This is a genomic window from Methylobacterium endophyticum (assembly GCF_050591105.1).
Classification (GTDB): domain Bacteria; phylum Pseudomonadota; class Alphaproteobacteria; order Rhizobiales; family Beijerinckiaceae; genus Methylobacterium.
Genome location: NZ_JBNHES010000017.1, coordinates 111434 through 123029 on the forward strand (window position 1 = coordinate 111434; position 11596 = coordinate 123029).

The 11596-nt window shown below is 69.3% G+C and carries 11 protein-coding genes; 10 read left to right on the forward strand and 1 reads right to left on the reverse strand.

Annotated elements, in window-relative coordinates; all coding sequences use genetic code 11:
• Positions 1–8: 8 nt before the first annotated feature.
• Entirely contained in the window at positions 9–575 is a 567-nt protein-coding gene (locus ACP56T_RS17865; protein ID WP_430913501.1) for a PAS domain-containing protein, read from the reverse strand.
• Between the two features lie 419 nt (positions 576–994).
• Between ACP56T_RS17865 and ACP56T_RS17870 the strand changes: the two genes are divergently transcribed.
• From ACP56T_RS17870 to ACP56T_RS17915, 10 genes are all read left to right on the forward strand, one after another.
• Positions 995–1633, forward strand: coding sequence for a division plane positioning ATPase MipZ (locus ACP56T_RS17870; RefSeq protein ID WP_430913502.1), 639 nt, complete (start codon positions 995–997; stop codon positions 1631–1633).
• Positions 1617–1964 (forward strand): ribbon-helix-helix domain-containing protein, encoded by a 348-nt coding sequence (locus tag ACP56T_RS17875; RefSeq protein WP_430913503.1) that lies wholly within the window; start codon positions 1617–1619, stop codon positions 1962–1964. The genes ACP56T_RS17870 and ACP56T_RS17875 overlap by 17 nt, the downstream gene beginning before the upstream one ends.
• A gap of 398 nt (positions 1965–2362) precedes the next feature.
• Positions 2363–3637, forward strand: coding sequence for a septal ring lytic transglycosylase RlpA family protein (locus ACP56T_RS17880; protein WP_430913504.1), 1275 nt, complete (start codon positions 2363–2365; stop codon positions 3635–3637).
• Between the two features lie 121 nt (positions 3638–3758).
• Entirely contained in the window at positions 3759–4961 is a 1203-nt protein-coding gene (locus ACP56T_RS17885; RefSeq protein WP_430913505.1) for a D-alanyl-D-alanine carboxypeptidase family protein, read from the forward strand.
• Between the two features lie 16 nt (positions 4962–4977).
• Entirely contained in the window at positions 4978–5667 is a 690-nt protein-coding gene (tmk, locus tag ACP56T_RS17890; RefSeq protein ID WP_430913506.1) for a dTMP kinase, read from the forward strand.
• Positions 5657–6712, forward strand: a complete 1056-nt coding sequence (locus ACP56T_RS17895) for a DNA polymerase III subunit delta' (RefSeq protein WP_430913507.1) — start codon at positions 5657–5659, stop codon at positions 6710–6712. Before tmk ends, ACP56T_RS17895 begins: the two co-directional genes overlap by 11 nt.
• A gap of 94 nt (positions 6713–6806) precedes the next feature.
• Complete coding sequence (gene metG, locus ACP56T_RS17900) at positions 6807–8378, forward strand: methionine--tRNA ligase (RefSeq protein WP_430913508.1); 1572 nt, start codon at positions 6807–6809, stop codon at positions 8376–8378.
• A 74-nt stretch (positions 8379–8452) separates the two neighbouring features.
• Complete coding sequence (locus tag ACP56T_RS17905; RefSeq protein WP_430913509.1) at positions 8453–9145, forward strand: DUF3885 domain-containing protein; 693 nt, start codon at positions 8453–8455, stop codon at positions 9143–9145.
• Positions 9146–9512: 367 nt separating this feature from the next.
• The gene (locus ACP56T_RS17910; RefSeq protein ID WP_430913510.1) at positions 9513–10307 is read left to right on the forward strand and encodes a TatD family hydrolase; all 795 of its coding nucleotides are present in this window, start codon (positions 9513–9515) and stop codon (positions 10305–10307) included.
• 55 nt (positions 10308–10362) lie between these two features.
• Complete coding sequence (locus tag ACP56T_RS17915; RefSeq protein WP_430913511.1) at positions 10363–11166, forward strand: MBL fold metallo-hydrolase; 804 nt, start codon at positions 10363–10365, stop codon at positions 11164–11166.
• The last annotated feature ends 430 nt before the right edge of the window (positions 11167–11596 follow it).

Here is an 11596-nt window from a genome sequence, read left to right on the forward strand (position 1 = left end):
CGCGAGCCCTATTCGAGCCGGCTCAGAACCTGCGCCAGCTCGAAGCCGACCTGAACCATCACCCCGTCGACCAGCCGGGTGAGCGTCGGGCGCTGAAGCCCCTCGATGAGGTGGCGCAGCGCGATCGCGTGCTCGGCCATCAGGTTCACCCGGCGCTCGAACTGCCCCAGATCGGCGGCGCGGCTCTCGGTGGCGTCGATGGCGATGCCGCGCCCGCGCGCCGGGCCGCCCATTCCGGCGCGGTCGATCCGGCCGCGCATCTGGACGGTGCGGGGTGCCTCGCCGGCGCCGGGCAGCGTCTCGAAGCGCGCCTCGAGGATGCCCCCCGTCTCGCGCAGGCCCTGGAGGCCGAAGGCGAGGCGGGCGCCGTCGAGAGGCCGCATCCGGTCGAGGAAGTCCGCCATCGGGATTCCCCGGGCCGCCCGCGCCGCATCGATCCCGAGCGCCGCGGCGAAGCGTTCCGACAGCGCGATGCTGTCGTTCCCGAGATCGTGAATCCAGTCGCCCAGGACGCCCGAGGCGTCGAGGATCGTAAGCGGATCATGCGACAAGAGCGGGATCGATCCGTCCGCCATACCTTACTCCGATCCGCGCCGGTTGTTCGATCCGCGGCGTGCAGTCCGCGTATCGGCTGCCGGACCTGAGGTTTGCGAACGCGTTCCGATTTTCGAATCGGCGGGCGGACAATGCCATATTCGCCCGGCCGGTCAACGCCCTCGGCCGGCTCGGATGTCAACTTGAGATTGGCGTTGCGATCCTGCCTCCGGCGGTTGCGATCCTGCCTCCGGCGGCCTGCGAACCCCAGATCCAAGGATCCCCGCATCGCACGATCCGGTGCCGCTTAACCCCCCGTTAACCATGATCGGCGACACCGGGATCATCGCATCCTCGGGTCACAGGATCACGGCGCCGGGCCGTGGCCGGAGCCTCGGGAATGCCCCGCGAGCCCGATGTCCTGCCCCAACCCCGCCTCCGCGCCGCAAGGGACGCCCCGATGAAAGCCATCACCTTCGTCACCCAGAAAGGCGGGAGCGGGAAGAGCACCTTGTGCATCTCGCTGGCCGTCGCCGCCCAGGAGGCCGGCCGCTCGGTCTGCATCCTCGAGATGGACCGCCAGGCCACCATCTCCGACTGGCTCGACCACCGCACCGCCGAAGGGCCGGAGGTCGCGCAGATCGACGCCACCCAGATCGAGGCCGTGATGGCGCGCCTGCGCGAGTCGGCCTACGACTACGTCTTCATCGACACCCCCGGCGTCGATTCCACCGGCACGCTCTCGGCGATCCGCGCCGCCGATCTCTGCATCATCCCCTGCCGCCCGACGCCCGCCGACCTGCGCGCCTTCAAGCCGACGCTGGCGGCCGTCTACCGGCTCGAGAAGAAGTTCGCCTTCGTCCTCAACCAGACGCCGCCGCGCTCCTACCGCATCCGCGACGCCGCCGACGGGCTCGCCGTGCTCGGCATCCTGCCCGACGTGAACATCGTGGCGCGCACCGACCACCAGGACGCCATCGGCCTCGGCCAGGGCGTCACCGAGTTCAACCCGAAGGGGCAGGCGGCCGCCGAGGTTCGCAAGCTGTGGTCCTGGATCGAGAAGCGCACGCAGGTGGCCAAGCATGTCAAAGCCGCCTAAACTCAGCCTCGCCTCGATCGTCGCCGCTTCCGCGCCGCCGGCGAGGGCATCCGGGTCCGTGCGCCAGGCGCCCGCTCCCGTTCCGCCGACCGCCGAGATCGTCCCGTTCGATCCGCCCCAGCCGGCGGGCCGGCGCCCGAACGCCACGCTCAAGGAGCGGGCCCGGCAGATGTCGGTGTATCTGGAGCCGCCGGTCTACGACCAGCTGCGCGACCTCGCCTATGCCGAGCGCACCAAGATGCACGGCCTGATGCTCGAAGCCCTCGATCTCCTGTTCAAGCAGCGCGGCGCGCGCTCCATCGAACAGCTCAACGAGGTCGTCTCGCGCTGAACCGAACACGGGCCGCCGGGAGCCATCCCTGAGGCCCGTTTTTTATGTGATGAGAGAGAGTTGCCGCTTTTGGTTGAAGCGGTGCGGGAGATACGGCGAGGAGCGGGAGGCGGCTGCCTCGAAGGCGCTCTCGCCGAGCTTCGAGAATGATATTTTCAAATGAAATCAATATTTTGGAATTCGATATAAAAGTCGTTTCTCAAGATGATCGCCGGGGTTCTCCACCGGCCCGCCGCGCCCCTCCCGCCGTTCAGCCTTCGTTTACGGGACAGCATCAATTCTCGTGACCGTCGAGGCGCGGGCGGGCCGTATCCGTTCCTGCGTCCCGACGCTCCGCCCCGTGCCCCGCGCCGGGGCGGGCCGTCGGCGTATCGCGGGTGTGTTGCGTGGTTTTGCGTATGATGCGTTCGACCAAGGGTGGCCCCGCGCCCTCCGGGTTTCCGATCCGGCGCATCCTCGCCGTCACCGGCATCGCCCTCGCGACGGCCAATTGCAGCACCGCTCCCCAGAAATTCGCCGCCGCCGGCGGCAACGGCGTCGATCCGAAATACGGGGTGAAGGCGAGCCCGCGCCTCTACAACGAGGGCGACGTCATCCCTAAGGGCGGCGGACGTCGCTTCTCCGGCAAGCCCTACGTGGTCGCCGGGCGCACCTACGTGCCGAGGGAGGACGCGCGCGGCTATGTCCGCGAGGGCCTCGCCTCCTGGTACGGCAGCGCCTTCCACGGCCGGCAGACCGCCAATGGCGAGGTCTTCGACCGCCACTCCATCGCGGCGGCGCATCCGACCCTGCCGCTGCCGAGCTATGCCCGCGTCACCAACCTCGCCAACGGCCGCTCCATGGTGGTGCGCGTCAACGATCGCGGCCCCTATCACGCCGACCGGGTGATGGACGTGTCGGAGGCGGTGGCCGAGGCCCTCGAATTCCGCCGCAGCGGCACCTCGAAGGTCCGCGTCGAGTATGTGGGCAAGGCGTCCGTGGCCGGCAGCGACGACCGCAAGCTCCTCGCGACGCTCCGCACCGACGGCAGCCCCGCGCCGGTCGGCGGCCGCTCCCCGATCATGGTCGCCGATCTCGGACCGGACCGCACGGCCGGCGCCGAGGAGCCCCTTGCCCGCTCGCGTGCCCCCCTAGCCTTCCGGCCGCCCGAGGCGGCGGAACCCGAGGTCGCGCCGGAGACGCCCGCGCCGCGCCGCGCCGCCCCCGTCCTGGTGGCGGCCGCCGCGGTGGCCGTGCCCGCCGCGCTCCAGCCGGGAGCGGCCCGCGCCACGGGCTTCCGGCCCTCGCCCGTCGCCGCGCATGGACGCACGCTGGTGGCCTCCGCCGAGGCGCGCCCGCTCGCCCTGGTCTCACCGAAGAACCCCGTCGTGCCCCACGGCCCGAAGGGCGGGGCGCCCCTGCGGCTCGCCTCGGCGGGGACGGTGGGAGCCTCCTTCGCGCGGATGCCGCCGGCTGCCGCTTCGGCCTCGCGCCATGCCGCGCCCGCCGCGCAGGGCGGCGCGATACGCCTTGCCGGCAAGGCGGCGCCCATGCCCGATTCCGCGAAGCTGGCGATGGCCCGTCTCGCTTCCCTGCCGCCCGAGCCCCCGCGCAAGGGGGCGGCCGGCGCCAGCGCGAGCGCCTCGCCGAAGGGGGCGCCTTCCCGCCGCGCCCGTTTCGCCGGCATCGACTGAGGAGCCGGACCGGGAACCTGCGACATCCTCCCGCGTCCGTCGCCGGGCCGTTCGATTCCGGCGGAGAACCGGTCTAAGGTGAAGCTCGTGGCGGACGGTCCCGACGCCGGGCGAGGGTGCGATGCGCGTGGCAAGATGTTGGGCGGCCGTGTCCGCCCTGTGCTCGGCCGTCCTGCTGGCCTTCACGCTGCCCGGCCCGGCGGCGGCGCAGACCTTCCAGACCGCCGCCCCCCACGCGATCCTGATCGACGCCGCCTCCGGCTCGGTGCTCTACGAGAAGGCCGCCGACGAGCCGTTCTCGCCGGCCAGCATGGCCAAGCTGATGACGACGGAGATCGTCTTCGACGCACTCACCTCCGGCCGGCTCTCCATGGACACCGAGTTCACGGTGACGGAGGACGCCTGGAAGCGGGGAGGGGCCGGCGGCGGCGGATCCTCGATGTTCGCGCAGGTCAACAGCCGCATCAAGATGTCGGACCTGCTGCGCGGGCTCATCGTCCAGTCCGGCAACGACGCGGCCATCACCATCGCCGAGAACATGGCCGGCACGGAGGAGGCCTTCGCCGGGATCATGAACCAGAAGGCCAAGGAGATCGGGCTGGAGCGCTCGGTCTTCCGCAACGCCACCGGCTACTCGGCCCCCGACCAGAAGGTGACCGCCCGCGACCTCGCCAGGCTCGCCGGGCACCTGATCGACACCTACCCGGACCTCTACAAGATCTTCGCCGAGCGGGAGTTCACCTGGAACAAGATCAAGCAGCAGAACCGCAACCCGCTGCTGACCCTCGACATCGGCGCCGATGGGCTGAAGACCGGCTTCCTCGACGAATCCGGCTACGGGCTCACGGGCTCCGCCGTGCAGAACGGCCAGCGGCTGATCATGGTCATCAGCGGCCTCAAGACCGCCCGCGACCGCGCGGCGGAAGCCCGCAAGCTGATGGAATGGGGGTTTCGCGCCTTCGAGCCCCGGCAGGTGTTCTCGGGCGGCGAGACCATCGGCGAGGTCTCGGTGTTCGGCGGCGAGAAGGGCTCGGTGCCGGCGGTGGCGAAGAAACCCGTGCGCCTGCTGCTGCCGCGCGGCTCGTCGGACCGCGTCAGCGCCAGGATCGTCTACCAGGGACCGCTTTCGGCGCCGGTGGAGCAGGGCCGCGAGATCGGCCGCCTGAAGGTCATGCGCGGCGACATCCTCGCCCTCGACCAGCCGGTCTATGCCGGCGAGACGGTGGCCTCCGGCACCATCCCGCAGCGGGCGCTCGACGCTGCGCTGGAAGTCGGCACAGGGCTGATGCGCAAGGCCTTCAAGAAGGCCGGGAACGCCTCGTGAGCCGAGTTCGGCCGTCGTGAGCGGCGTCTTCGTCACCTTCGAGGGCGGGGAGGGGGCCGGCAAGTCCACCCAGGTCGAGCGCCTCGCCCGCACCCTCAGGGCGCGGACCGGCCGGCAGGTCGTCACCACCCGCGAGCCGGGAGGGACACGGCGGGCGGAGGAGATCCGCGAGGCGCTGCTGGCGGGGATCGCCAAGCCCTACGGCCCCTTCGCCGAGGCGTTGCTGTTCTCGGCCGCCCGCATCGACCATCTCGACGGGCTGATCCGTCCGGCATTGGCGCAGGGCGCGGTGGTGCTCTGCGACCGCTTTTCCGACTCGACCCGCGCCTATCAGGGCGCGGCCGGCGGCTTGGATACCGCGACCGTCGCCGCCCTCGAACGGATCGTCGTGGGCGAGACTCGGCCCGACCTCACGCTGATCCTCGACCTTCCGCCGGAGACCGGTCTCGCCCGCGCCAGGGCGCGCGCCGCGCCGTCCGGCGGGGAGGCGGACCGGTTCGAGGCCGAGGCGCTCGATTTCCACGCGCGCTTGCGCGCCGCCTTCCTCGCCATCGCGCAGGCCGAGCCCCGCCGTTGCGCCGTGATCGATGCCGCCGCCGACCCGGATACGGTGGAGGCGGCGATCCGGGAGGCCGTCGCCGCCCGCCTGCCCGCGCTGCTGGCCGAGGCCGGCGATTTCCCTTCGGAGCGCGACGATGCCGCCTGAGAAGGCTCCCGAGGATGCCGAGCCGGGGGACCTGTCCGGCGTGCCCCGTCCGCGCGAGCAGTTCCGCCTCGTCGGGCACGAGGGCGCGGAGGCCGCCTTCGCGGAGGCCATCGGCTCGGGCCGGCTGCATCACGCCTGGCTGATCGGCGGTCCGCGCGGCATCGGCAAGGCGACGCTCGCCTACCGGGTAGCGCGCCGGTTGTTGGCCCGGTCGGGTTCCGCGCATCCCGGCCTCGATGTCGACCCCGCCGACCCCGCCGTCCGCAAGGTCGCGGTGCTCTCGCATCCGAACCTCGTGGTGCTGCGCCGGCACCGGGGGCCGGGGGTGAAGGCCATGCCGACGCGCATCGGCGTCGACGCGGCGCGCGGCGCCCTCGACCTGTTCGGGTCCACCGCCGGCAACGACGGCCACCGCATCTGCATCGTCGACAGCGCCGACGACCTCAACGCCAACAGCGCCAACGCGCTGCTCAAGATGATCGAGGAGCCGCCGGAGCGCTCGCTGTTCCTCGTCGTCTCGCACGCGCCGGGGCGCCTTCTGCCGACGATCCGCTCGCGCTGCCGGGCGCTGCACCTGCGCCCCTTGAGCGAGGCGCAGGTCGCCGAGGTGGTCTCCGGCTTTCCCGCCCCCTTCCCCCGGCCGGACGCGTCGGCCCTGGCGCGGGCGGCGGCGCAGGCGGAGGGCTCGGTCGCCCGCGCCGTGGCGCTCCTCGATCCGCCCACCGCCGCGCTGGTGGCCGAGGTCGAGGCGCTGCTCGCCGGGATCGAGCGGCCGGACTGGCGGCGCATCCTCAAGCTCGCCGAGCGCCTCGCCGGCCGCGATTCCGAGGCGCTGCTGGAGGCCGGGCTCGACACGGTCTTCCGCTTCGTCTCGGCCGAGCTCGACCGGCGCCGGCACGAGCCGCCCGCTCGCCTTGCGGCCCTGGTCGAGGTGTGTGAGAAGTTCGCCCGCGCCGCGCGGGAGGCCGCGACCTACAATCTCGACCGCCGGCCCCTCGTCCTGTCCCTGTTCGGCGATCTCGCGGGGGCTGTCCGGGCGGCCTGAGCGGGGCTTTTTGGACACGGCTCACGGGATCGCCTGATCCTGTGACGACGGGAGCCCGGTATCCGGGGCTCCCCCATTCCGGGGATTGCCTGACGTGACTGCCGAACCGGGCGGCAAGGGCCGCTACAGCCTGACCACGGCGATCTCCTACCCCAACGGCGCGCCCCATATCGGCCACGCCTACGAGGTGATCGCCACCGACGCCATCGCCCGCTTCAAGCGGCTCGACGGCTACGACGTGCTGTTCTCCACGGGCACCGACGAGCACGGCCTCAAGATCCAGCAGACCGCGACCCGGCTCGGCACCTCGCCGCGCGCCCTCGTCGACGAGATGTCGGGGAAGTTCGAGGCCATGGCGGTGGCGCTGAACTGCCGCTTCGACCGCTTCATCCGCACGACCGAGCCCGATCACTATGCCGCCGCCCAGGCGATCTGGAAGCGGATGGCCGAGAACGGCGACATCTATCTGTCGAAATACATCGGCTGGTACTCGGTGCGTGACGAGGCCTGGTACGGCGAGGACGAGACCGAGCTCGGCCCCGACGGTGTGCGCCGTGCGAAGGCCACGCAGACGCCGGTCGAGTGGACCGAGGAGGAGAACTTTCTCTTCCGGCTCTCGGCCTATGCCGACCGGCTGCTGAAGCTCTACGAGGAGCAGCCGGATTTCATCGGCCCCGAGACCCGCCGCAACGAGGTCGCGAGCTTCGTCCGCCAGGGGCTGAAGGATCTCTCCGTCAGCCGCACCACCTTCGACTGGGGCGTGCCCGTGCCCGATGCGCCGGGCCACGTCATGTATGTCTGGGTCGACGCGCTGACGAACTACCTCACCGTCTGCGGCTTCCCCGACGAGACCGATCCGCGCTGGCGCCACTGGCCGGTGGACCTTCACGTCATCGGCAAGGACATCGTGCGCTTCCACGCGGTCTATTGGCCGGCCTTCCTGATGTCGGCGGGGCTGCCGCTCCCCAAACGCGTCTTCGGCCATGGCTTCCTGCTCTCCAAGGGTGAGAAGATGTCGAAGTCGCTCGGCAACGTCGTCGACCCGATGGACCTGATCGCGACCTACGGCGTCGACCAGCTGCGCTACTTCGTGCTGCGCGAGGTGCCCTTCGGCGGCGACGGCAGCTACAGCCACGAGGCGATCATCCAGCGCATCAACGCCGATCTCGCCAACGATCTCGGCAACCTTGCCCAGCGCTCGTTGTCGATGATCGCCAAGAACGGCGACGGCGTGGTGCCCCGGCCGGGCGATTTCACCGATGCCGACCGGGCGCTGCTGGCTTCCGCCTACGCGCTGCCCGAGAAGGCGCGCGCGGCCATGGAGGATCTCGCCCTCCACACGATCCTCGCCGAGATCTGGGCGGTGGTGGCCGATGCCAACCGCTACTTCGCTGCGGAAGAGCCGTGGAAGCTGAAGAAATCCGATCCGGCGCGCATGAACACCGTGCTGTTCACGACCATCGAGACGGTGCGCGCCGTCGCGCTCATGGTGCAGCCCTTCGTGCCCGGCTCGGCGGAGAAATTCCTCGATCTCCTCGCCGTCCCGGCCGATGCGCGCCGCTTCGCCGATGTGGGGGAGGGCGGCCGCCTTGTGCCCGGCACAGCCTTACCGGCGCCGAGCCCGGTCTTCCCGCGCTTCGAGAAGCCCGAAGCGCCGGCTGCGTGAGGTGGCGCCGGGCGTCTGCGGGAAGGCGGTTCTCGACCCTAAGCGGCAGGGGTGATTGGAGTTACACTAATCGGATGTACGGCGGCCCGCTTGTGAGCCTCAATGATGCGTTTGGTTGGCAAGGCTTCCCCGAAGCGTTGTTCTACGGGGCTGACAACGCCCTCCGCTTCGAGTTGGCGGGTGATGCCCAAGACGGCCCGCTGCGTCTGCTGCGGGCGATGGACAGAGCACGCGTCATTACCAGCGAAATATTTGCAAGCTCCGAGACGTTGACTGCCATCGTAAATCACTATGATGGCAGGAAACGCACTCGTCGCGGTGCGGTTTCATTCAAGAAGTTGGCGGAAATAGGATTTCATAACTCATTCGTAGGGCCGGATCGTGTTCCTCAATACGATGAGAGCTCCATTTCTAAATTTGGTGAAGATTTGTATTGCTACTGGTATACGGCAGATTTCTGCAGATCTGAGAGGTCTATGACCGCTCTCCTGTGGGCTGCTTTTGCGCGAGATATTCCGGTTTCGCCTAAGGTGCGCTGGTTGGAAAGAATTTATATCGCAGATATCGCGCGCAAGATTGTCATTCATCCATATGATTCTCGAGGTATGGATGTGATTGCAGCAGAAAATGAGGTTTTGGTGCCGCTTTACGAACGGCTGGGCAGTTGGCTCCTTCCATACGACCGCGAATCTATGGACGCTAAGTTCCGCAGATCACCCGTCGCGAACGTCCAGCACAGCTTCGAACGGCCAGATTCAATCACCTGATCGCTGCGTCGCATGGAGGGGTTGGATCCTTATGAGGTCAGCGTCATGAGCTACGAACCGCTGTCTCACTGCGCAGTCCGATATCCTGAGAGCGGTCTGGCGCCTGGACGACGGTTCGGAGCCTCGGGAAGTCATCGATCCGGCGAACTGAACCGATTGCTTGCGAGTAGGTATGCATATGCCGGAGTGGATGGCCGTCACCCTTGGCGTCTTCGTTGGACTTCTGGTCCTGGGATGTGCATTGGCCTGGGCGTTCTGGCCCCGCGCGCTTAAGCGAAACGGGCGGCTCGCGCCGCCTTCGGGACGAGAAGATCACCCCTGGCCTGCCCAGGATGCCGGTCCTGATGCCTAGCGAAGTCGGAAAAGAATGCTGATCGACAGCCACTGCCATCTCGACTTCCCCGATTTCGCCGCCGACATCCCCGGCGTGGTCGCGCGCGCCAGGGCGGCCGGTGTCACGGGGATGGTCACGATCTCGACGCGGGTCGCCAAGGCCGACACCTATCGCGCCATCGCGGAAGCCAACGATTCCGTCTGGTATACGGTGGGCACCCATCCTCACGGCGCCGCCGAGGAGCCCGACGTGCTGCCTGAGACCATCGCCGCGCTGACCGCGCATCCGCGCTGCGTCGGCATCGGCGAGGCGGGTCTCGACTACCATTACGACGATGCGGCGCCGGCGGCGGTGCAGGAGCGGGTGCTGCGCGCCCATATCGAGGCGGCGCGGGCCACCGGCCTGCCGCTCGTCATCCATGCCCGAGACGCGGACGAGCACATGGAGACGGTGCTGGCCGACGAGATGCGGCGCGGTCCCTTCGCGGCGGTGCTGCACTGCTTCTCCTCCGGGCGGCGTCTGGCCGAGGCCGGCATCGAGCTCGGGCTGTTCGTGTCCTTCTCCGGCATCGTCACCTTCCGGCGCTCGCACGCGCTGCGCGAAATCGCGAGCGCCGTGCCGCCGGACCGCATCCTCGTGGAGACCGACGCGCCCTTCCTGGCGCCTGAGCCTTATCGCGGTCGCACCAACGAGCCCGCCTACACGGCGGATACGGCGCGCTCGCTCGCCGAGACCCTCGGCATGCCGTTCTCCGATTTCGCCGCGTTGACCACGGCGAACTTCCACAGGCTGTTCGCGAAGGCGGCTCCGGCGGGCGAGGGGGCGTGACAGCCTCGCCCGCGCTTGGCTATCACCGGGGCGGGAGGGTCTCGTTGGAGGTCTCATGGCGACGCTGAGCCTGCGCATCCTGGGCTGCGGTTCGTCGGGCGGCGTCCCGCGGGTCGCTTCCGGCTGGGGCGCCTGCGATCCGCGCGACCCCAGGAACCGCCGCCGCCGCTGCTCGCTCCTGGTCGAGCGCCGATCGGGGGCGGGGGCGACCACGATCCTCGTCGACACCTCGCCGGACCTGCGCGAGCAGCTCATCGACGCCGACGTGTCCCGGCTCGACGCGGTGCTGTTCACGCATGCGCATGCCGACCACACCCACGGCATCGACGATCTGCGCCCGCTGGTGATCCAGATGCGCCGCCGCATCCCCGTGCATGCGGATGAGGAGACGCGCCGGCTGCTGGAGATGCGCTTCAGCTACTGCTTCACCCAGGCGCCGGAGAGCACCTATCCGCCGATCCTGGAGATGAACACGCTCACCCCGCAAGAGCCGGTCAGCCTCGAAGGGGAGGGCGGTACGGTGGAGGTGCTGCCGCTGCCGCTGGAGCACGGCAACGAGGCGGCGTTCGGCTTCCGATTCGGCCCGGCCGCCTACATCCCCGACGTGAGCCTGATTCCCGATGCGAGCGAGGCGTGCCTGCACGGCCTCGACCTGCTCATCATCGATGCCCTGCGCGAGATCCAGCATCCCACGCACTACTCCGTGTCCGACGCGTTGGCGCTGATCGAGCGGGTGAGGCCGCAACGCGCCATCCTGACGAATCTCCATACGGACCTCGACTACGCGACCCTCGCCGCCAGGCTGCCTCCCGGCGTCGCCCCCGCCTATGACGGCCTGAACGCGTCCGTCGACCTCTGAGGCGGAGCTCCGCACCGTCGCGCGCCGGTGCGGAGGAGGGGGGGAGCGAGGTTTTTCATTCAACCGTCATTTTTGGTGTTGACGGGTGATCTGACCCTCCGTATACCGCTGTTCATCGGCGCCGGCCGCGAGTGAGTGGCCCGGTCGCGGAGCTGTCTTCGTTTCCTTTGCTGCTGCGATGCGGTAGCGGGATGTGGGTGGCGCCTTTATCGGACAAGCTGGGTCTGGTGGCCCGACGTTTAGTCGGGGCGAAGTCCTGTTTGTTGCGTGTAGGGTGTGGGTGTCCGGCTGCGGTTGGGTATCCGGTTCTTTTGACAAGTGAATCTGAGGAAGAGAAGCGTGGGCGGCGTTGTCCTTGCGGGATCTTCCTGGCCTTTCGGGGCTGGGTTGGTCTGTTGGATGATGCTGTGACACGTTTCGAGAACCGCTC